At 66.0% G+C, this 19526-nt stretch carries 24 protein-coding genes and 3 pseudogenes; 12 read left to right on the top strand and 15 right to left on the bottom strand.

The annotated features are described in order from the left end of the window. Positions 1 to 2: 2 nt before the first annotated feature. Complete coding sequence (locus tag OHB12_RS07440; RefSeq protein WP_327117415.1) at positions 3 to 641, bottom strand: TetR/AcrR family transcriptional regulator; 639 nt, start codon at positions 639 to 641, stop codon at positions 3 to 5. A gap of 310 nt (positions 642 to 951) precedes the next feature. On the opposite strand from OHB12_RS07440, the pseudogene OHB12_RS07435 reads away from it, so the two are divergent. The 3 pseudogenes from OHB12_RS07435 to OHB12_RS36180 all read left to right on the top strand — a co-directional run. Further along, a pseudogene (locus tag OHB12_RS07435) lies at positions 952 to 3228 on the top strand (molybdopterin-dependent oxidoreductase). A 38-nt stretch (positions 3229 to 3266) separates the two neighbouring features. After that, positions 3267 to 3599, top strand: a pseudogene (locus OHB12_RS36185) (PaaI family thioesterase); the annotation flags it as partial. A 1-nt stretch (position 3600) separates the two neighbouring features. Further along, positions 3601 to 4055, top strand: a pseudogene (locus OHB12_RS36180) (hypothetical protein); the annotation flags it as partial. Here OHB12_RS36180 and OHB12_RS07425 read toward each other — a convergent pair. Both OHB12_RS07425 and OHB12_RS07420 read right to left on the bottom strand, forming a co-directional pair. Further along, positions 4052 to 5023 (bottom strand): ATP-dependent DNA ligase, encoded by a 972-nt coding sequence (locus tag OHB12_RS07425; RefSeq protein ID WP_327117413.1) that lies wholly within the window; start codon positions 5021 to 5023, stop codon positions 4052 to 4054. The pseudogene OHB12_RS36180 and the gene OHB12_RS07425 sit on opposite strands and share 4 nt — an antisense overlap. 72 nt (positions 5024 to 5095) lie before the next feature. Next, the gene (locus OHB12_RS07420) at positions 5096 to 5281 is read right to left on the bottom strand and encodes a hypothetical protein (RefSeq protein ID WP_327117411.1); all 186 of its coding nucleotides are present in this window, start codon (positions 5279 to 5281) and stop codon (positions 5096 to 5098) included. A gap of 137 nt (positions 5282 to 5418) precedes the next feature. Here OHB12_RS07420 and OHB12_RS07415 point away from each other — a divergent pair, with 137 nt between their 5' ends. From OHB12_RS07415 to OHB12_RS07395, 5 genes are read left to right on the top strand one after another with little or no spacing between them, the layout of a single operon-like run. Beyond that, complete coding sequence (locus OHB12_RS07415; RefSeq protein ID WP_327117409.1) at positions 5419 to 5754, top strand: ArsR/SmtB family transcription factor; 336 nt, start codon at positions 5419 to 5421, stop codon at positions 5752 to 5754. After that, on the top strand, positions 5747 to 6187 hold the full coding sequence (locus OHB12_RS07410) for an SRPBCC family protein (RefSeq protein ID WP_327117407.1): 441 nt from the start codon (positions 5747 to 5749) through the stop codon (positions 6185 to 6187). The genes OHB12_RS07415 and OHB12_RS07410 overlap by 8 nt, the downstream gene beginning before the upstream one ends. Before the next feature lie 34 nt (positions 6188 to 6221). Continuing rightward, positions 6222 to 6581 (top strand): nuclear transport factor 2 family protein, encoded by a 360-nt coding sequence (locus OHB12_RS07405; RefSeq protein WP_327117405.1) that lies wholly within the window; start codon positions 6222 to 6224, stop codon positions 6579 to 6581. Between the two features lie 2 nt (positions 6582 to 6583). After that, on the top strand, positions 6584 to 6964 hold the full coding sequence (locus tag OHB12_RS07400) for a TfoX/Sxy family protein (protein WP_327117403.1): 381 nt from the start codon (positions 6584 to 6586) through the stop codon (positions 6962 to 6964). After that, positions 6961 to 7848: an alpha/beta fold hydrolase gene (locus OHB12_RS07395; RefSeq protein ID WP_327117401.1), complete on the top strand. Its 888-nt coding sequence runs from the start codon at positions 6961 to 6963 to the stop codon at positions 7846 to 7848. Before OHB12_RS07400 ends, OHB12_RS07395 begins: the two co-directional genes overlap by 4 nt. A 138-nt stretch (positions 7849 to 7986) precedes the next feature. Here the strand turns inward: OHB12_RS07395 and OHB12_RS07390 are convergent, their stop codons facing one another. From OHB12_RS07390 to OHB12_RS07355, 8 genes are all read right to left on the bottom strand, one after another. After that, positions 7987 to 8244: a hypothetical protein gene (locus OHB12_RS07390; protein WP_327117399.1), complete on the bottom strand. Its 258-nt coding sequence runs from the start codon at positions 8242 to 8244 to the stop codon at positions 7987 to 7989. Beyond that, the gene (locus tag OHB12_RS07385) at positions 8237 to 8461 is read right to left on the bottom strand and encodes a hypothetical protein (RefSeq protein WP_327117397.1); all 225 of its coding nucleotides are present in this window, start codon (positions 8459 to 8461) and stop codon (positions 8237 to 8239) included. Before OHB12_RS07385 ends, OHB12_RS07390 begins: the two co-directional genes overlap by 8 nt. 4 nt (positions 8462 to 8465) lie before the next feature. Then, positions 8466 to 8678: a hypothetical protein gene (locus OHB12_RS07380; RefSeq protein WP_327117395.1), complete on the bottom strand. Its 213-nt coding sequence runs from the start codon at positions 8676 to 8678 to the stop codon at positions 8466 to 8468. A gap of 151 nt (positions 8679 to 8829) precedes the next feature. Then, positions 8830 to 9477 carry a class I SAM-dependent DNA methyltransferase gene (locus tag OHB12_RS07375; RefSeq protein WP_327117393.1) on the bottom strand — a complete coding sequence of 216 codons (648 nt, stop codon included), beginning with the start codon at positions 9475 to 9477 and terminating at the stop codon, positions 8830 to 8832. 92 nt (positions 9478 to 9569) lie between these two features. Then, on the bottom strand, positions 9570 to 10397 hold the full coding sequence (locus tag OHB12_RS07370) for a tyrosine-type recombinase/integrase (RefSeq protein ID WP_327117391.1): 828 nt from the start codon (positions 10395 to 10397) through the stop codon (positions 9570 to 9572). A 102-nt stretch (positions 10398 to 10499) separates the two neighbouring features. Beyond that, the gene (locus OHB12_RS07365) at positions 10500 to 10916 is read right to left on the bottom strand and encodes a hypothetical protein (RefSeq protein ID WP_327117389.1); all 417 of its coding nucleotides are present in this window, start codon (positions 10914 to 10916) and stop codon (positions 10500 to 10502) included. A gap of 44 nt (positions 10917 to 10960) precedes the next feature. Continuing rightward, positions 10961 to 11224 (bottom strand): hypothetical protein, encoded by a 264-nt coding sequence (locus tag OHB12_RS07360; protein ID WP_327117387.1) that lies wholly within the window; start codon positions 11222 to 11224, stop codon positions 10961 to 10963. A gap of 523 nt (positions 11225 to 11747) precedes the next feature. Continuing rightward, positions 11748 to 11930, bottom strand: a complete 183-nt coding sequence (locus OHB12_RS07355) for a hypothetical protein (RefSeq protein WP_327117385.1) — start codon at positions 11928 to 11930, stop codon at positions 11748 to 11750. Between the two features lie 134 nt (positions 11931 to 12064). Between OHB12_RS07355 and OHB12_RS07350 the strand changes: the two genes are divergently transcribed. Continuing rightward, a complete protein-coding gene (locus OHB12_RS07350) occupies positions 12065 to 12526 on the top strand; it encodes an ATP dependent DNA ligase (protein WP_327117383.1) in 462 nt (153 codons plus the stop codon). A 154-nt stretch (positions 12527 to 12680) separates the two neighbouring features. Here the strand turns inward: OHB12_RS07350 and helR are convergent, their stop codons facing one another. The 4 genes from helR to OHB12_RS07330 form a co-directional block, all read right to left on the bottom strand. After that, positions 12681 to 14882 carry an RNA polymerase recycling motor ATPase HelR gene (helR, locus tag OHB12_RS07345; protein WP_327117381.1) on the bottom strand — a complete coding sequence of 734 codons (2202 nt, stop codon included), beginning with the start codon at positions 14880 to 14882 and terminating at the stop codon, positions 12681 to 12683. 38 nt (positions 14883 to 14920) lie between these two features. Next, positions 14921 to 15208, bottom strand: coding sequence for a hypothetical protein (locus OHB12_RS07340; RefSeq protein ID WP_442799985.1), 288 nt, complete (start codon positions 15206 to 15208; stop codon positions 14921 to 14923). Positions 15209 to 15444: 236 nt separating this feature from the next. Then, entirely contained in the window at positions 15445 to 16650 is a 1206-nt protein-coding gene (locus OHB12_RS07335; protein WP_327117379.1) for a site-specific integrase, read from the bottom strand. An 83-nt stretch (positions 16651 to 16733) separates the two neighbouring features. Beyond that, complete coding sequence (locus tag OHB12_RS07330; RefSeq protein ID WP_327117377.1) at positions 16734 to 17327, bottom strand: DUF402 domain-containing protein; 594 nt, start codon at positions 17325 to 17327, stop codon at positions 16734 to 16736. A 338-nt stretch (positions 17328 to 17665) separates the two neighbouring features. Here OHB12_RS07330 and OHB12_RS07325 point away from each other — a divergent pair, with 338 nt between their 5' ends. The 3 genes from OHB12_RS07325 to OHB12_RS07315 all read left to right on the top strand — a co-directional run bounded on the left by OHB12_RS07325 (position 17666) and on the right by OHB12_RS07315 (position 19419). Then, entirely contained in the window at positions 17666 to 17935 is a 270-nt protein-coding gene (locus OHB12_RS07325) for a hypothetical protein (protein ID WP_327117375.1), read from the top strand. Between the two features lie 67 nt (positions 17936 to 18002). Beyond that, complete coding sequence (locus tag OHB12_RS07320; RefSeq protein ID WP_327117374.1) at positions 18003 to 18854, top strand: alpha/beta fold hydrolase; 852 nt, start codon at positions 18003 to 18005, stop codon at positions 18852 to 18854. Next, entirely contained in the window at positions 18847 to 19419 is a 573-nt protein-coding gene (locus tag OHB12_RS07315) for a TetR/AcrR family transcriptional regulator (RefSeq protein WP_327117372.1), read from the top strand. Before OHB12_RS07320 ends, OHB12_RS07315 begins: the two co-directional genes overlap by 8 nt. Positions 19420 to 19526: the final 107 nt, after the last annotated feature.

The following is a 19526-nucleotide window of genomic DNA, read 5'->3' as shown; positions in this document are numbered from 1 at the left end:
CTTCACTTCGTTGTGGTGGGGGTGGTGGCGGGGAGAGGTTGGGCCAGTACCGCGCGGACCGCGGCTGCGAGGCGTTGGCGCACTGCGGGATCGGGGTTTCGGCGGCCTCGCAGCAGCAGCGCGGTGGGCAGTTCCACCACGCAATCGCGGATGACGGCCACGGCCTCACGGTCGGCGCGGTCGAACACGCCGCGCGATAGATTCACGAACAGCTCGGCCAGGGTCTGATCGAGCCGGCGTAACTCCTCGGCGATGTCGTCGGGGATCTCGCTGGAACCGAGGAGTTCCCGGCGAGGCACGGTCAGCAGGAAACGCCCTGAGACCGGTTGCTGGATGAGGAATTCGGCGGGTGTGTCGGCAGCGGCGACGACCGCCTCGATGGCGTCTTCGTGGGATCTGCCCGCGGCCAGCGCACGATCGACCGCCTCGCGCTGCAGAGTCAGAAATCGCTGCGCGGCGCGCAGCCAGACCCGCCCCATCAGCCCGGCGCGGGAGCCGAAGGCGTGATAGATCACGCCGTTGGACACGGAGGTGACCTCCGAGAGCGCGCGGACAGTGACCGCAGCGGGTCCGGAGTCGACTGCCAGCTGTGCGGCGGCATCCATGAGCGGATCCAGGGCATGTACGCGAGGGCGAGGCATGATCGGAGCATAACAGAGCACTCGCTCTATAATTGCCCTATGGCGCGCTCGGGGTGACATTTTCCCAGCTCAGCGCCTCGTGCTGCGTCGACATGGACCCGGTGACGTTGCTCACTCGAGAATTAGAGCACGTGCTCTGGTTCAATTATGGAGCATGTGCTCTTATATTTGGCGTCTTGCACCGGCTACCGAAGTCTGAGTCCGCACTGCTCAACCGGCCGCCGGGCCGGAGAGTTCACGGCAATCCTGGCCGGGTTGCTCTCGCTCACATCCCCGCTATCCGCCATCCGAGAAGAAGGTGAGCCTCACCATGCCCCCCGGCACGGATACCGAAGACGGCACCTGGCACAAATCGGCGTGCATCCTGTGCGAGAACAACTGCGGGGTGCAGATCCTCACCGCCGAAGGGCAGCGGACCTTCCGAAAAATCCGTGGGGACAAGGACCATGTGTCCACCCACGGCTACACCTGCAACAAGGCGCTGCGCCTAGACCACTACCAAAACGGCAGTCAGCGCTTGACCACCCCGTTGCGGCGGGAAGCCGACGGCTCTTTCACCCCCGTGGACTGGGACACCGCGATCGCCGAGGTCGCACAACGGTTCGCCGCGGTGCGCAATACCCACGGCGGGGACAAGATCTTCTTCTATGGCGGCAGCGGTCAGGGCAACCACCTCGGCGGCGCCTATGCCGGCCCGTTTCTCAAAGCGCTGGGCTCGCGGTACCGCTCTAATCCGCTGGTCCAGGAGAAGACCGGTGAGGCCTGGGTCGACGCACACTTCACCGGCGGTCAGACCCACGGCGACTTCGAGCGCGCCGAAGTGTTGGTGTTCATCGGCAAGAACCCTTTCCAGAGCCATGGCGTCGCCCGAGCCCGCACCGTGCTCAAGGAAATCGGCAAAGACCCGGCTCGCAGCATGATCGTCATCGATCCGATCCGCACCGAAACCGCCGACCTCGCCGACTTCCACCTGCAGGTCAAACCCGGCACCGACGCCTGGTGCCTGTCGGCGATCCTGGTCGAGCAGGACCTCCTCGATCACCGTTTCCTGGCCGAACACACCCGTGACTTCGACGTGGTCGCCGCGTCGGTGCGCGCCATCGACATCAGTGCCCACGCCGCAGTGTGCGGAGTCGACGAACAACTACTGCGTCGCGCAGCCACCCGCATCGGCACCGCGGCGAGCGTGTCGACCTATGAGGACCTCGGCGTGCAGCAAAGCCCCAACAGCACCCTGATCTCCTACCTGAACAAGCTGATCTGGCTGGTCACCGGCAACTTCGCAAAAGGGGTGCGATGCAGCCGCATACGTGGATGTTTCCACTCGGCGACTACTCGACACGCATGCGCAGCACCCCGGTCACCGGCGCATCGATGCCCGCGGGCCTGGTGTCGTGCAACGTCATCGCCGAAGAAATCGTGACAGAGCATCCAGACCGCTTCCGGGCGATCCTGATCGAATCCTCCAACTCCGCACACTCATTGGCCGATTCGCAGATGTTCCGCCGGGCGCTGCAGGAGCTCGAGTTCGTCGTCGTCATCGACGTCACCATGACCGAGACCGCGCGCCTGGCCGACTATGTCCTGCCCGCGGCCTCCCCGTACGAGAAGTACGAGGCGACCTTCTTCAACTTCGAGTTCCCCCGCAACAGCTGCCACCTGCGCGCGCCGGTACTGGACCCGTTGCCGGGCACGCTGCCCGAACCTGAGATCTACGCACGGCTGACCAGGCAGTTGCACGCGGTCAAACCTGTGCCACTGGCCGTGCTGCGAGCCGCGGCCAGGTGGGGCCGTACACCGTTCCGGACAGCGTTCGCGGCCTTGGTCGTGATGGACAAGAAGAACCTGGCGATGGCGCCGTTCCTGTTGTACGAAACGCTGGGCCCGACCCTGCCCGACAACGCGTGTGCCGCCGCAGTGCTGTGGGCGCTGGCTCAACGGACGGCCCGCACCTATCCCGACGCGATGCGACGAGCCGGGCACGCCAACGCTGACGCGTTGTTCGATGCCATCGTGGCGGGACGATCCGGGGTGGTCTTCACCGAGGACCGCCAAGACGACGCCTGGGACTACCTGCCCCATCCCGACAAACGGTTCCCGCTCGCGATCCCTGCACTGCTGAGCATCCTCGACGAGCTCGATCCGAGCACCGCAGAGCAGACCAGTGCAGAATTCCCTGTCGTCCTTGCCGCGGGGCAACGGCGTCCGTTCACCGCAAACACGATCATCCACGACGACCGTTGGCGGTTGCGCGACACCGACGGCGCCCTCGAATCAGCCGCCCGACGCCGAGGCGGTCGGACTCGGCAATGGTGACCAGGCTCGAGTCGTCACCGAACGCACCTCCGCACTGGCCTCGGTCGAGATCGACGAGCGCATGCAGGCCGGGCACGCGGCCCTGCCCAACGGCTTCGGACTCGACCACAGCGACGACGGTGCCATGGTCGGGGTCGCGCTCAACCAGCTCACCGATGCCCGCCGCCGCGACCCCATCTCCGGCGCCCCGTGGCACAAGAACGTCCCAGCCCGCATCGAGCCGGTGACCACCACCGAGATGACCTCGTCGACCGCGGGAGTGCTCCGGTGACCAGCACCGACATCGCTGCCCTGTCCGGCTTGGAACTGATGCAATGGATCAAAACCGTTCGCCCACATGATGTTCCCTCGATCGGGCACCTGTTGGGCATGGAGCTGACCGAGGTCGAACGCGGCCGCGTGGGCTTCACCCTGAGCACCGTCCCCGACTTCGCCAATCCACTTGGAACCGTCCACGGCGGCATCGCCGCCACCATGTTGGACTCGGCGATGGGCTGCGCGGTGCACACCACCCTGCCCGCCGGCCTCGGCTACACCACCCTGGAACTGAAGGTCAACTACATCCGATCGGTAGCCACCGACGGTCAGATCCTTACCGCCGAGGGCACTGTCATTCACTGCGGTCACACCACCGCCACCGCACCGATCAGCAATGATCACCGCCGACGAGGTCTTGACCCGGCTGCGACGCCGGTACACCCTCACCGCGGACCCGCGCCCCCGCCACCACGACCCCGCCGAACGGTGGCTCGTCGACGGCGGGCCGGCACCATCGGATTGATCGCCTCGGTCACTCGTCCCTTCTGCGGCGACTGCGATCGCGTGCGACTCACCGCCGACGGCATGGTCCGCGACTGTCTGTTCGCCAATGACGAGACCGACCTCAGGCCCCTGGTTCGCGACCAGGATCGCGACGCAGAATCCGCTGACGAAGCCATTGCCGACGCCTGGCGCCGATCCCTATGGAACAAGGCCGGCGGGCACGGCATCGACCAAGCGGGCTTCGCCCAACCCGACCGCCCTATGAGCGCGATCGGAGGTTCATCCCGAACAACTTGCTCAGCAGCCACTCTGCCCCGCACTCGGTGTTGCATCTAGCACATCGGGATCGTGATCTCGGTGGGCGAGCGGTCGAGTCGCAGGCCACGGTAGCTGGGATGACGTAGTACCCCGTCTGCAGTGAATTCGCGGTATTCGACGTCGGCGATCAGGACTGTCTCGACGTAACGTGCGGCCTTCGCTATCGCGGTTGGCAGAGCGACTAGCGGGCTGGTCGGTCGGGCGATGGCATCGAGCTTGGCCCGCAGTGCACGGCGATCAGCGCTGTTGAATCCCGTTCCGACAGAGCCGATGTACTGCAGCACTGGGCTGTTGTCGTGGGCGGCCAGCACCAGCGATCCGAACGTATCGGCGAAAGCGCCGTTGCCGGGCAGCCAGGCCGCGATCACTGCCTCGGTTGTACGACGCAGGGCTGATTTGATCCAGGCGCGGCTGCGTGAATCGGGTCGATACACCGAATCGGCGCGCTTGCTCACAATCCCTTCCAACCCCGCCTGTTCGGCGGTCACCAGCAGATGATCGGGGTCGATCTCGGTCCAGAACGGCGGCACCCGGATCAGCCCGCCCTCGAGGTCGAGGCCGTCGAGGATCTCCCGACGGGCAAGGTAGGGCTGGTCCATCGTCGAAATGCCGTCGGCGAACAGCACGTCGAACACGACGTAGTCGACGCGGACCGCGGCGAGCAACGCGGTGCTGGGCTTGGCGTGCATGCGCTGCTGCAGGCGGGCGAAGTCCGGGGCGCCGGTGGCCGGATCTGGGGCGACGATCTCGCCGTCGAGGACCAGGCCGTCACCGAGGCCGGCAGTGGCCGCCGACAAGGCTTCGACGAGGTCGGGGTAGAACTCGGTGGCCTCGCGCAGGTTCCGGCTCCACAACCGGCAACCATCGGCATCGCAGCGCGCTACGGCCCGCTGCCCGTCCCATTTCATCTCATAAACCCATTTCAGGGAGGGATCAGGCGGGCTACCTGCGGTGGCCAGCATCGGTGCCGGTACACGCACCATCATCTCAGCGTACTAGCGGCCAACATGATTTCTGGGTGGCTGCGGCGCTGGTCTCGTCGCGCCGCATTCCGGTGCTCAGCGTGGTGTCGGATCGAGCTGTCGGCGTTTGGTGTCGATGTGGCGCAGGGTCTGTTGCAGGGCGTCGACCTCGCCGAGCCACTGTTTGTCGCGGGCGTGGTCGAGCCGGTCGCGGGCGTTGGCGGCCATGTCGTCCAGGCGCGGCAGCTGGGCGCGGTCCAAGCGCAGGAACGGGCAGCGCACGCAGGCTTCTCTGAACTAGCGATAGCCGGGGCGAACGGGCGGGCAGTTGCGGCGATCCCCGCGCAAGTACGCGCAGACATGAGTACAAATAGATATTTGTGCTACGGTGGTGTCAATCCGTTACCCACAGGAGTCCCATGCAAGCGGAGCCCGCCCGAGACCTTGACCAGGCGCTGCGTGCGCTGGCGGACGTGAATCGCCGGGCCATTCTGGCGGCGGTCCGGACCGGCCCACGCGCCGTTGGGCAGATCGCTGAGGAAGTCGGGCTGTCTCAACAAACGACATCGCATCACCTTGGGGTGCTGCGTGCGGCCGGGCTGGCCAGCAGTACCCGCGATGGCACTCGTCATTTGTTCGCGGTGAATACCGAGGGGCTGGCAGCGGTACGCGCGTACCTGGATGACTTCTGGCCGGCAAAGCTCGCGGCGCTCAAGGCCGCTGTCGAGTTCCGCGATGGTGGCAACGATGGCTGAATACGCGACGTCGATTGAGATCGAGGCAGCACCTGACGCGGTGTTCGACTACCTGGTAACCGAAACAGGAATGACTGCGTGGATGGGCCAGCACGCCACGCTCGACCCGCAGGCCGGGGGCACATTCGAGGTCGATATCGCCGGCCACCCGATCCGAGGGGAATATCTGAGGGTCGAGCGGCCGCACCGGGTGGTGGTCTCCTGGGGCCATGCGGGAAGCACCGACTTGCCACCGGGAGCTTCCACGGTGGAGTTCACCCTCACCCCGACCGCGCAGGGCACTCGCGTCGACCTAGTGCATTCGCAGCTGCCACCCCTCAGCCTGCCTGGCCACGCTGACGGGTGGACGCACTTCCTGTCCCGCCTTCGCATCGCCGCACCGGGAGGCGACGCCGGAGAAGACGATTGGGTGCCGATCGAACATCGCATCTAGCCGGTATCCGACTCAATCGCGAAGGAATAGTTGTATGACATCCGATTCCGCCGCCGAACAGGCCGTCCTGGAATACCACCGGGCCTGGACCAGTGGAGATATTGACGCGGCCATGACGCACGTGGCGGACGGCATCGTGTGCCACGCACCGGGGGGCGACCTTACCGGCAAAGACACCTACCGGGCCTTCCTGGCCGGGTTCGCACCCAACCTGACCGGACTCACCGATGTCGCCAGCTTCGCCGACGGCGAGCGGGTAGCACTGTTCTACTACCCACACACGGCGACGACCAGCACCGCACCGGCCGCCGAATACTTCACCGTCCGCGACGGAAGAATCGTCGCGAGCGTGCTGGTCTTCGACAGGTTGTCCTTCGCACCACCGACGCAGTAACCGTGGGCACCAATAGCGCACTGGCCGAACGCATCCGGGTGGCACTGACCGCCGTACCGGCGGTCCGCGAGGTGCCGATGTTCGGGGCCTTGTCGTTCATGGTGAACGACAAGATGCTGGTGGCCGCGCAGGCGAGCGGTGACCTACTGGTCCGCGTTGCCCCGGAGTGGAACCGCGAGCTGACGGCACTGCCTGGCGTGGGGAAGGCGGAGATGGGATCCGGGCGGGCCATGGGTCTGGGCTGGGTCAGCGTCGCCACGGACGTGATCGCCGCCGATGCGCAGTTGCATTTCTGGATTGCCGTGGCGCTCGAGCACAATGGCCAGGCAGTCGCCGCGCGGATACGCAAACAACGAACCAGAACGAAAGGGAGATCGTGGTGAGTGACAACAGCGCGGAAAGGCCGGGGTGGCTGTCGGAGGAGCTGTACCCGTTCGCCGATCACTACGCCGACATCGATGGCGCGAGAGTGCATTACGTGGACGAGGGCACCGGCCCGCTGCTGCTGTTGCTGCACGGCAACCCGACCTGGTCGTTCCTGTACCGCGACATCATCACGGGGCTGCGGGACCGGTTTCGCTGCATCGCACCGGACTACCCAGGCTTCGGGCTGTCTACGGCGCACCCCGGTTACGGCTACACCCCTGCTGAGCACGCCGACGTAATCGAGGGGCTGCTACTGCACCTGGACCTCACCGAGGTGACGCTGATGGTGCAGGACTGGGGCGGTCCGATCGGCTTCGCCGTTGCCGCCCGTCACCCAGACCGATTCGCGGCCTTCGTCATCGGCAACACCTGGGCGTGGCCGAAATCCGATCTGCCTACCCAGTTCGTCGCCCGGACAATTGGCGGTCCGATCGGCGGCTACCTGATCCGGCAGCACAATTTCTTCGTCGAACGCATCATTCCCAGTGGAGTCAAACGCAAGCAACTCCCCGACGCGGTGATGGCCGCTTACCGCGGCCCGTTCCCCACCCCGCAGTCACGGCATCCTATGCACGTGTTTCCCCGTGAAATCCTCGCTAGCAAGCAGTTTCTCGCCGATATCGCGGCGGCGTTGCCCGGTCTCGCGGACCGGCCGGCGCTGATTGTGTGGGCCGACCAGGATGTGGCCTTCCGCGACGCCGAACGCCGCCGATGGGAGGCGACCTTCCCCAACCACAGGACCGTCATCCTCAACGGTGCGGGCCACTACCTCCAGGAGGACGCAGCCGCTGATGTCGCCGCCGCGATCCTCGAGTGGCAAACCGCACCAGAGGCCCGATAGGCGGCCGGTGAAGGAAATGACCCGCTCTCGACCGAGCAGCCAAGTTAGTCCGAAGAAACAGCGCGCCGGATTCCGCCGCCAACAGGGTCGTGAAGGACAGCCGCGGTTGAGCCGCTACGGCTTCTCTGAACTTAATTCTCATGGGGCAGAAGTTCTTCCGGGGATGGAGCCGAACGCCGGTATGCCGAGTTCGGTCGCTGCTTCGGTGTGCCGGAGCGTGGCGTCGATCTGGGCCAGCTTGCCCTTGGCGCCGCTGTAACTGACTTGGAGTCCTTCGACTTCGCCGAGCCAGCCTTCACGTTTGGCCTCGATGATTCGGGCTTCGAGGTTGTCGCGGATCTCTTCGAGCCTGGTGCGTTGCGCAGGGTCCGGTCGCAGGAGCGAACACTCACACAAGCGTGCTCATGAACGCAGGGCGATCCGAATGCTCGGGCGCCTTCCAGAACCCGTCGAGCTGGGGAGTCCCGGCGACCGTGACTGCGTCGAAGAGCGCGTCGGTTATCGGCAGCAGGGACAGGCACTGACCCAGGGAAACGATGCGCGCGTCGTCGAAAGCGCCGACCAGATTGCTGAGTACGTGTTCGGCAGCGATCACCGCTTGCAAGCGATACATATCCTCATTCTCGCTTGGTCACTGATGTGGGCTGAGGGCTTTGCATGCCGAGCTCGACTGGCGCGACGCGGGCAAGGCGCTCGGTCTCCTGCTGTTTCTGCTGGAGGAAGGTGAGCGTGAGGTCGATGCCCTCAACTTCGCCGAGCCAAGCCTCGTGCTGAGCGCGGGTGCGTCGGGCCAGCAGGTCGTCCTCGATCTCGTCGAGCTGGAGCAGCATTTTCGGGTTTATCGCGAGCATTGGGCAGCGCAAACAAGCTTCTCTGAACTAACTCACCGTCCATTGTGGCCAATTCGATTGCGGGGGTGGGTGCGTGAGTGCCTCGTCAAAGCTCGAGAGGACAGTCGCCGATGACGGCCTGGCGGGGCGATCAGTGCTTCTGGGGCTTGCGAACCAGCAGTTGGGCCTGTTGGAACTGCCGCTCGTTTTCGTGAGGCTCGCGCAGCATCCGGGCGACCTCGACGAACCCGGCCTGGCGCAACAGTTCCGCGAGACTGTCTGGCGACCATCGATAGGCGAGCGTGACTTTGTGGTCGAATTCCTGCGGCAGCGGGTCGTCGCCGGCGAAGAATCCGAGCAGCAGGTGGCCGCCCGGCGCCAGCACTCGCTGGAACTCGGTGAACACGACTGGCAGTTGCTGCGGTGGTGTGTGGATGGTGGAGTAGAACGCGAGAATGCCGCCGAGAACTCCGTCGGGGAGTTCCAGGGCGGTCATTGACCCCTCGTCGAACCGCAGTTCCGGATGGCCTCGGCGGGCCAGGGCGACCATCTCGGAGGACAGATCGATGCCGAAGGTGGTCGGCCCGAGCGCGTTCAAGTGTGCGGTCACGTGGCCGGGGCCACATCCGATGTCGGCGACCGGTCCGGCATTGTGGGCCTGCACGAGTTCGGCGAACGCGGCCAGCAGCGCACGTTCCAGCGGTAAGGTCTCGAGCACGTTACTGAAAAGCTCGGCGTAGAGGGAGGCAACGGCGTCGTAGGCAGTCCTGGTGTTGTGCAAGACGGAGGATTCGGTCACAGCGGGAACCATAGTCCGTTGCCGGTGCCCCACAACCTGACGCTGGGCTGGTTGGGCTGGTCCATCACTCGCTGCCCTTCTGAAGTTAATTCTCATGGGGCAAAAGCCCTTCCGGAGACGGAGCTGAAGTCGGGCATGCCGAGTGCGGTCACGGTTGCGGTGCGCTGGAGCGTGGCGTCGATCTGGGCCAGCTTGTCCTTGACGCCGCTGTAGCTGACTTGGAGTCCTTCGACTTCGCCGAGCCAGCCTTCGCGTTTGGCCTCGATGATGCGGGCTTCGAGGTTGTCGTGGATTTCTTCGAGCCTGGCTCGTTGAGTGGGGTCCGGTCTCAGGAGCGAGCACCTCACACAAGCGTGTTCATGGACGCAGGGCGTGGCGAATGCTCGGGCGCAGGTGCCGACCGACACCTTCCTCTTCTCGAAATGCGCGAGGAACGCGTCCCATTCCGTGTCGGTCGGTGTGCGGTATTCTTCGCTAGGTCGGGTGGCTCGGCGGCGGGCGATGAAGGCTCGATGGGCCTCGATCGTCTCGGCCGGGTAGATGGCCTTGTAACCCATCGTCGTGTCAATCGTCTTGTGCCCGCAGATGACCTGTGCAATGTGTGGTGGCAGGCCGTTCATGATGGCGTCGGTGGCCAAGATCCTCCGGAAATCGTGGGCCTGGAATATCAGTGGATTACCGACAGCGTCGGTGAGCGCGGTCGCGGTGAGCGCGTTGATCAGCAGTTTGCGGATCGCCGAAGGCGTGAACGCGCGCCGCTCGTTGCCGATGCCGCGTTGGAACAGCACCGGCATCGGCGGGTTCCAGATCCGTTCCCTGATGTCGTAAGAGACGACCAGCGCGATGGAGCCGTCCGGGCCGCGCAAACGTTGGATGATGGCGCTGAGGATGTCGGCCAGCTCGGGGCTGACCAGCAGCATCCGTTCGGTGTCGGTCTTGGATGGGCGATCTGCAGCAGCGGCACCAATTCGCCGGTGCCAGGCAGCCGCAGGACCTCGATGGTGGCGAACGCCCAGAACGCGTCATCTTCCTCGTATGACAGGTTGCGTCGTTTGCCGGTCGGCCTTCTGCACTTCGGCGTCGGTGATCGGGCAGGGCGCGACCCACGATGCCCAGCGGGTGGGATCCTCGACGGCCCAGTGGGCGATGTCGAGGTAGAGCGCCCGGACCCGGATCAGCTCGTCCTTAAGATTCAGCCGCGGCACCGGCACCTTCACCCGGTCGCCGGAGGGGCTGATCGTGGTGCGTTCGACGGTGGCGAGCTCGTCCTTCCAGGCGCGCACCACCTGCGGCGGAAGCCGCAGGGTGTCGATGCCCGGAGCGAGGGCCTCGACGCGGGCCCAGAACAACCCGGCCAGTGTCCTCGAGACCGCGTCGAGGCTGGCGAAGTCCAGCGACGGCTGCCGTTCGCGGAGGTAGTCGATGAGCAGATCCCGCACTGGTCGGCACTGGATGCGGTATCGGTCGACGAGTTGCTCGATTGTCAGCCGCCCTCCGGCAGTCCGAACGCGCGGATGCTGTGTGGCGTGTTGCCGGGGAAGATGTCCAGGGAGCGCAGCCGCAGGTAGAAGTCGACCTTCTTCTGGCCGCCGCGGGTGTGGACCTGCCGCATGGTCTCGACCAGTTCCACGCAGTCGCCAACCACGATCTCGGCGACGCTGCCGCCCTTGCACGCCAGGATCGTGGCGATGAGGGTCGTCGCGATCTTCGCGTCGGCCGCCGAGCTGGCCGGTTCGGCGGCGGCCAACTCGGCGAGCCTGGCGAACCCGTTTGGATCTGACTTGTGCCATCACCGTCGCCAGATACCGGTGGGTGCGGGTGAGCATCCACGGCAAGCCGGGGCGCAGCACGTCGCCGCAGATTCAGCGTCAGCAGGCCGGACGGAAGATCGGTCGAGTCGTAGGACGCGGTCCCGTGCGCTGCCAGCCAGGCCATCGGCAGCGCAACCCATTCCGCTCCCGGACGCTCCTCGGCGCCGCTGGCCAGCCATCGGTCCTGCCAGGTTTCGCCCGGGAACGTCGACAGCCAGCGCAGCATCTTGGTCACCCCACGCCGTCGCCCGGCCCGAGTCCCTTTGGCTGTGGCGTCGAACGGCGGGGTGGTCAACCGCTGCAGCACCTGCTCGACGGTCGCCGCGGTGTGCGGCCACCACTCCACCGCCGATCGGGCTGGGAATTCGATGCGCAGCTGACGAATCCGCAGGCGTTGCTCGGCGGCAACCGAGGCAACGGCGGGCAGCGGCTTGCGTGTGCTGTGTTTGACGTTGAGGGTCACAACGTCCTCCCGAATAGCACGCTCAGCGCCTGCGGGTTGTAACCGGGTGCGGGAGGTGGGGGCATCGGCCTGTCGCGCTGTTCGGCGGTGCGGGCGTGGTGAGCCAAGACTCCGGCGATCACCTCGTCCTTGTTGGGGGCCAGGTAGATCTCGGTGGTGGACAGGTGCGCATGCCCCATGACGAGCTGAACGTCGCTCAGAGTCAGGTGCGGGTCGCGGGCCAATCTCGCGGCTGCGCTGTGCCTTGTCTCCGCAGAAGCCGTGTGCGGTCATGTGGGTGTTGCGTTTGAGCAGTCAGTCCGTCGGCCGGAGAGTGCGCGAGGGGCTCGGCCTCGAAGGAATCGTCTGCAAGCGCCTCGACAGCGCCTACCTCCCCGGACGACTCAGCCCACTATGGACCAAGGTCAAAAACGTCGACGATCAAGAAGTCGTCATCATCGGCTGGCGGCCTGGCGCCGGCCGCCGAGCAGGACGAATTGGATCATTGCTCATGGGCATCTATGACGACGCCGGAAAACTGACCTATATCGGCAACGTCGGCACTGGATTCACCCAAGCGATGCTCGACGACCTGAAGGCGAGACTCGAACCTCTGCAGCGCGAAACGCCGACCGCCGACACCAACGTTCCTGATGCCATCTGGGTCGAGCCCCGAGTCGTCGGCGAGGTCTCATTCACCGAATGGACCAGCGACGGCCGGCTTCGACACCCATCCTGGCGCGGGCTCCGTCCCGACAAGGAACCGCGACAAGCGAAATCTGCGTTATCGGATTGATCGAAACCTCCCTGCCCGCTATGACTATCGACGGCGACCCTGGTCTCGTGTCCGGATGTGGGCGGCCTGGCGGCCCGCCTGAATACTCCAGCTACCTGGAGTTCCCGCTATCGTCTGGTTACGGTCTGGCTCGGCGCCGACCGCACCCGAATCGCTACGCCAACCGTTGATTCCCGGCCTGGGTGGGTGTCCCGGTTTCGGAGAGTCCGGTCAGGGCATGCGGCAATGGGCCCCGGTGTAGGACGCCGAGGCGTTGGGTGGCGCGGGTGAGAGCGACATAGAGCTCGGCCGCACCGCGTGGGCCGTCGGCGAGGATCCGTTCTGGCTCCACGACCAGAACGGCGTCGAACTCCAGGCCCTTCGTCGCCGAGGCCACCACCGCGCCCGGCACACCTGGTGGCCCGATCACGACGCTGGTTCCTTCACAACCGGCTTCGTCCTGTACGAATTCCTCGATGGCTGTGGACAGTTCGTCCTCGCTGACCTGCCTGGACCAGGGCTGGACGCCGCACGCGCGGACCGACTCCGGTGGCCGGACCTCCGGTGCGAACTCGGCGAGCAGCGCGGCGGCGACGTTCATGATCTCCGCCGGGGTGCGGTAGTTCACCGACAGCGGCCGGTAGACCCAGCGGCGGGGCACGTACGGCTCCAGCATCGTGTCCCACGATGCCGCTCCGGCCGCCGACCGGCGTTGGGCGAGATCTCCGACCACTGTGAAGGATCGGCCCGGGCAGCGCCGCATCAGCACCCGCCAGTCCATTTCGGACAGTTCTTGGGCCTCGTCGACCACGACGTGCCGGTAGGTCCAGTCCCGGTCCGCGGCAGCGCGTTCGGCGAGTTCCCGGGTGTCGCGCTCGAGGAAGCGGCCCGCCAGGTCTTCGGCGTAGAGCATGTCCTGGGCCAGCAGGTGGTCCTCGTCGTCCATCAGGTCCTCGCGGCTGATCATGATGTCCAGCACGCCGGCGGCGTACTCGGCCTCGGCTTTCCGTTCCCGCTCGGCGGCCTGATCGGCCAGCTTGTCGCGGCCGAGCAGGTCGACCAGTTCGTCGAGCAGCGGCACGTCCGACACCGTCCAGGCGTCGCCATCGGCGCGCAACAGTGCCTGGTCGGCGCCCGCCGCACGCAAGCGTTCGGGGGACGTGTACAGCTGTGCCAGTGTTGTTTCCGGCGTCAGGATCGGCCAGAATTCGTCGAGCGCGGCGGTGAACGTGTCGTGGTCCGCGAGCTCCTCGAGCAGGTCCTCCCGCAGCTGCTCCCATGCTTCGCGGTCCGTCTGCGTCAGCCAGCCCCGGCCGATGCGGGCTATCGCCCGTTCGGTGAGCACCCATGTGACGATCTCGCGGAACACCGCGCGGGCTTCGTTGTGCGGCAGCCCGCTTGCGCGCGCCTCCTCCCTGGCCCACTCCGCGGTCTCGGCGTCGATCCGGACCGTGACGTCCGACAGTTCGATCGGCAGCGGATGCTCCGGCAGCCGCTGCCGGTCGGCGACCGCCGCCGCGAGCACATCCAGGATCTTCAGCGAACCCTTGAGCCGTGCGGCTTCCGGGGTGTCCTCGGCGGTGACGCGCAGCCCGGGCACGAGGCCACCGGTGGTCGTGAACACCACGTTGGTCTCGCCCAGCGACGGCAGCACGTGGGCGATGTGGTTCAGGAACGCCGGGTTGGGCCCGACCACCAGCACACCCTGGCGTTCCATCCGCTCCCGCTGGGTGTAGAGCAGGTATGCGACGCGGTGCAGCGCCACCACCGTCTTCCCGGTTCCCGGGCCCCCCTCGATCACCAGCACCCCTGGGTGATCGAACCGGATTATCTCGTCCTGTTCGGCCTGGATCGTCGCGACGATGTCGTGCATCCCGTCACCGCGCGGGGCGTTGACCGCCGAGAGCAGGGCCGCGTCCCCTCGCTCGCCACCATCGGGGCGGCCGAGTACCTCGTCGGTGAAATCGACCACGTGTCGCCCGCGTGTGTGGAACTGGCGGCGCCGACGCATATTCTCCGGTGTCGCGGCGGTGGCGACGTAGAACGCGCGCGCCGCCGGTGCCCGCCAATCGAGCAACAGCGGTTCGTACTCGTTCTCCTCGTCGAAGAGGCCGATCCGGCCGATGTAGGAATGTTCGCCCGAAAGGGTGTCCAGCCGTCCGAAACACAGCCCGCTGTCGGCCACATCCAGCCGTTTCACCTCTTTGGCCAGCGCGCGTACCTCGACATCCCGTTCCATGGGTGACCCGCCGTTTCCCCGCAACGCCGCGTTGTATCTACCCTCCACTCGCGGTCGCTCGGCGTCGAGCCGCGTGTAGAGCCCGGCCACGTAGCTGCGCTCGGACCGCAATTCGTCTTCGTACCCCTGAGTTGACACATGCCCTCGCTTTCCCTGGCTCGACGATGCCGCGTGGTTCACGCGGACACTGGCGGCTTCTCTCGGGTGAGCGCGTCGAGCAGCAGCGTCGCGGCCACCGTCGCCCCGTCGGTGCGGATCGTGCCGGCCACGGCAGCCGCGCGGGCACCGGTCTCGGGGACCAAGGCGATCTCGAGCGCGGCGGACAGGGACTCGGTGGTCGGAGTCGGACCCTCGTCTGCCGCGCCGATTGGCGTATCCGGGCCGAGTGCCCGCAACCGCACCGCGAGTCCCGCCAACGTTTCGACGTCCCCGCGCGACCCATACGTCGACAACAACACACGCACTTCACGACTCCCGTTTCCTTGAGTTCTGGCTTCGGCCGGGCAATTCTGCGGCACTACCCGGGTCTTGCCACAAGCCCCCCAGTGCGCTATATGTTGAGAGTGGAAAGGAGTAAGTACTCTCCTTTCCCTTTTTCTTGGCCGGATAGATCGGACCGGGTCGATGGAACACCGACTATGGTCGACGTCGCGCAGGGACGCGAGCGGTGTGTCGAAGCAACTTTGCGCGAAAGGCGAGCTCACAGCCCGAGTTTGGTCACCGCGTTGTCTTCGAGAGGGTTCGCGGTGCGGATGTAGCCGTGGACGGTGCGCGGGTTGGACCAGCGGCCTTGGCGCATGATCTCCCGATCGCTGGCGCCGCCCAGCGCGGCCTGCGTCGCGAAGCCCGCGCGCAGTGAATGGCCGGAGAAGAGGTCGGGGTCGAACCCGGCTCGGGCGGCATACCGCTTGACCAGTTCGGCGACGGCGCGGCCGGACATCGGACGGTCGGAGATGGCGCCGTGCCGGGTGATGGTGGGGAAGAGGGGAAGGTCCCCGTCGGCGAGGGCTGTGCCGGTGTAGCCGTGGCAGCGGTGGATGCCGGGGTCGATGGCGGGCAGGTCGGCCAGCCAAGCGCGTACACCGAGAGTGCCTGCAGTGGAATGGGTTTCGCGTAGACGCAGCCAGTCGGCCAGGGTGCAGACCGGGCAGGTGGCGGGGCGGCGGCCGCGCGGGAGTGCTACGCGTTGTTCGGCGGCGCCGGTAGGGTCTGTCTTGGTGGCGGGCAGCCGGATCAGGAGGACCGGCTCGTCAGTGCTGTGATCGAGGGTCACCGAGACGTCGCCGATGCGCAGGCCGGCGAGTTCGCTGCGGCGCAACGCCCCGGCGAAACCGATGAGCAGCGCGAGCGAATCCCGGCGGCGGGCAGGTTCGGTGGGCCAGCCCGGTTCGGGAAGTCCAGCCAGGAGTTGGTCGAGGGTGTGCAGGAGGACGGGGCGTTTGCGTGCGGGCTGGGTGCGGCGAGTGCGGCGGACACCACGCAGAGTGAGGCGCACGACGTCCGAACGCGTCGGTGACGGCAGCCCGTTCGCGGCATGCACCGCGGCGATGGCGGCCGACTTGCGTTCCAAAGTCGCCGGGCTGAATGCCCATCCGCCGGTGGCGCGGCGCGCGTCGGCGGCTGCGGCCAGATAGACGGCGACGTCGAGGGCATCGGCGGGCAGTGCCTGCCTGCCCTCGGTCGTACACCACGCCGACCAGGCGACCCAGTCGGTGCGGTAAGCGCGCAAAGTATTCGCCGATTGCGAGGCCTCGAGATACCGGCGCAGCGAGCCTGCCTGATCGTCGTCGAAGCGATCACGTACCAGGCGCAGCGCCGCGGCATCCACCAGCACGCTGCGCACGCCACGGCGCAATTCCGTGCGCACCGACTCCGGGACTGCGACGACACTGGATCGATTGTCCATGTTCGGCTCCCGCGTTCACTTCGGCGATTGGCTGTCTGCGCCACGGTATCGGCGCCCGCGATCCCGTGGCGAATCCTCTGGCACTACAACGGTATCGAGCGCCAGTCTTCGCTGAACGGGCCATCGCGGCGCTCGACCATCGCCAGCGCCTGACCGCGAGCCGCATCGATGGCATGCTGCCATTCGATCGGCACCAGTCCGAGGCGGATGGCGAGGACGTACTCGTCCTCATCTTTCCAGTGGCAGTTCAGGTCCGGGTCGACGATGAGATCGAGGTGCAGATCGCTGGTGTCGACGCCATCGGCGGTTCGGGTGAAGGGGAGTTGGAAATTGACGTACCAGCAGCGGAATTCTCCGCGCTCGTTCCACATCGGCGCGATGGCGAAGTAGCGGTCGGTGTACATGATGGCCAGCCGGGTGTTGCGCTGCCAGGTCCAGGGCGCCATCTCCCATTCCCGGCGGGCATAGGCCTGCAGTAGTTCGCCGCGAGCCGCGGGGTCGTTCTCGCGCATCGACTTGATCCATAACGCCGGGCCGAGACCCTTTGTCCCCGGTATGAGGAGCACGCGGAGCTCGTTGCCGCGGTCCTCGATCACCCGTTGCGGCCACTCGGTGAACGATCTGCCGTAGATCATGTCTCGGATAACGATCGTTCGACCTGCGGCGAAGGATGTCACGAGAACGCAGCATAGTGATCGGGCGGTGGAAAAGCAGTTTCCGGAACAGCGTTTCCCGGTGTGGGACTGTCGGGCCCGACGTCGGCTTTGGATGAAAGTTCCATTGCCGAGGTGGACGGAATGTTGCGTCGGAGGTGGCTGCCCCTCCGGTGCGCCACCGACGCTTGCTGTGGTCAGGATGCCGCGCCGATCTATCTCGATGCCCGCCGTGTCCGGGTGGAAGCCGACAACCGGCGCGGCCCAGTGCACAGGAGCGCCGAGTTCTGTTGCACGCTGGTCGAGTTCGCGTTCGATCACCGGTTGCAGAACGGCGAGCGTGTAGAGGTGGCGGGTGGCACGTGAAGAACAAGCGAGAACTGCTCGACGTCATGGCCAGAACCGTCTTCGTCTCCGCCACCGTCGGCTTCGTCATCGAGGAACAAGCCCACTCCGGCGCGGAGTACGCCGAGGGGAACCCCTACGACGCGGACCATATCGGCGCGGCCGTCGATTCCCGACGCTACCCACTGGCCGCCGGCATGGTCACCGAACTCTTCGCGGCCGAACCCGAAGTTCGACCACGGGCTGCGTGTCATCCTCGCCGGAATCGGGTCTCCGCGATCTATTGACACTTGAGGCTAATCAAATTAGCTTTGTGGCTATTAGGATTAGCTACTAGCTCTTCGGGAGTTCGATATGACCGAGTACCTGACCATCGACGGTGGACAGATCGCCTACGACGTGGACGGGGCAGGGCCACTGGTCGTGCTCTCGCACGGCATCGGTGACCGTCGGCAGGCCTACCGGTTCCTCGCACCGAAGCTGGTCGCGGCGGGATATCGGGTGGCAGCAGTTGATCTGCGCGGACATGGGGAGTCCAGCATGAACTGGAGGTCTCATGACGGGGGTGACGCGATCTCTCGCACCGACGTCGCGGGTGACCTGCTCGCCCTGATACGTCATCTCGGCGGTCCCGCCGTCATCATCGGCCACTCCCTCTCCGGCGGCGCAGCAACCATCGCCGCGGCCCAAGCGCCCGAACTCGTCAGCGGGATCATCGAACTCAACCCGTTCACCAAGACCCAGAAGTTCGCCGCGGGCGCCGTATTCACCATCTCGCGCTACCGCAAGGGCATGACGCACCTGATGGCGGCGATGATCTTCAAGAGCCTCGGCCAGTGGATGAGCTACCTGAATGTCGCCTATCCGGTCAAGCCCGCCGACTACGACCAGTACATGGCCGAGCTATCGGCGAAGCTGCGCGAACCCGGGCGGTTCGCCGAGTTCCTGAAAACCGGCAAGTCCACACCGGCCGACGCCGAAGCGCAGCTGCCGAACATCGGCAGCCCCGCGCTGATCATCATGGGCACCGAAGATCCCGACTTCGCCAACCCCCAGGCCGAAGGTGATGCCATCGTGGCGCTGATGCCCGCAGGCATGGGCCGGGTCGAGCTGTCCGAGGGGTCCGGGCACTACCCGCACGCGGATTCGTCCGACCGGGTCGCCGAGCTCGCCCTATCGTTCCTCGAGGAGCATGCCCGTGCCTAGAGTCGGACTCAGCACGACTGACGTCGTTCGGGCGGGCGCCGAGCTCGCCGACGACCTCGGCTACGGCAATCTGGCCATGGGATTGCTGGCCGAAAGGCTCGGCGTCCGAACCCCTTCCCTCTATAAGCATGTTGCGAACCTGGCCGACCTACAGCGGGGCATCGCGGTGCTGGCCGTGACCGAGCTCGACCGCGAGATCCGTGACGCCATGCACGGACTATCCGGCGCGCACGCTCTGGCGGCCTTCGCGCGCGCTTTCCGCGCCTACGTGGTCGCGCATCCCGGCCGGTACTCCGCTACCATCGGCGCCGAATTCACCGGCCCCGACGATCCGCTACTGGAGCTCAGTACCCGGCTGTTGGATTCGATGACGGCAGTACTACGCGGCTACAACATCCCCGATGACGAAATGGATCACGCGCTGCGCAGTCTGCGCAGCACATTCCACGGGTTCGCATCCCTGCAAGCATCCAACGGGTTCCAATGGACCGGCGACCCGGACGTCAGCTTCGACTGGATGATCGACTTCGTCGACCGCGGACTTCGGGCCTCCCGCGATTCGTAACCGACGGCCCTGACGCAGCACGACTCGGGCACCGCCGGAGAGCGAGAAATTCAGTTTCTTTCGCCAACTCGCCCTGAGCTGGGGCGATTCGAGTTATCCATGGGCCG

The sequence above is a fragment of the Nocardia sp. NBC_01730 genome, from assembly GCF_035920445.1.
In the GTDB taxonomy this organism is placed as follows: domain Bacteria; phylum Actinomycetota; class Actinomycetes; order Mycobacteriales; family Mycobacteriaceae; genus Nocardia.
Note: the sequence above shows the minus strand (reverse complement) of the source record. Positions and strands in the feature narration are given on the sequence as shown.

Coding starts and splice junctions, on each gene's coding strand:
- OHB12_RS07355 (WP_327117385.1), bottom strand. CDS start 11,930: ATGGGGCATGCGCACCTGTCCACCACCGAGATCTACCTGGCCCCCAAC.
- OHB12_RS07415 (WP_327117409.1), top strand. CDS start 5,419: ATGCAAGCGGAGCCCGCCCGAGACCTTGACCAGGCGCTGCGTGCGCTG.
- OHB12_RS07410 (WP_327117407.1), top strand. CDS start 5,747: ATGGCTGAATACGCGACGTCGATTGAGATCGAGGCAGCACCTGACGCG.
- OHB12_RS07320 (WP_327117374.1), top strand. CDS start 18,003: ATGACCGAGTACCTGACCATCGACGGTGGACAGATCGCCTACGACGTG.
- OHB12_RS07405 (WP_327117405.1), top strand. CDS start 6,222: ATGACATCCGATTCCGCCGCCGAACAGGCCGTCCTGGAATACCACCGG.
- OHB12_RS07380 (WP_327117395.1), bottom strand. CDS start 8,678: ATGCTGCTCCAGCTCGACGAGATCGAGGACGACCTGCTGGCCCGACGC.
- OHB12_RS07370 (WP_327117391.1), bottom strand. CDS start 10,397: ATGCTGCTGGTCAGCCCCGAGCTGGCCGACATCCTCAGCGCCATCATC.
- OHB12_RS07335 (WP_327117379.1), bottom strand. CDS start 16,650: ATGGACAATCGATCCAGTGTCGTCGCAGTCCCGGAGTCGGTGCGCACG.
- OHB12_RS07425 (WP_327117413.1), bottom strand. CDS start 5,023: ATGATGGTGCGTGTACCGGCACCGATGCTGGCCACCGCAGGTAGCCCG.
- OHB12_RS07385 (WP_327117397.1), bottom strand. CDS start 8,461: ATGTATCGCTTGCAAGCGGTGATCGCTGCCGAACACGTACTCAGCAAT.
- OHB12_RS07440 (WP_327117415.1), bottom strand. CDS start 641: ATGCCTCGCCCTCGCGTACATGCCCTGGATCCGCTCATGGATGCCGCC.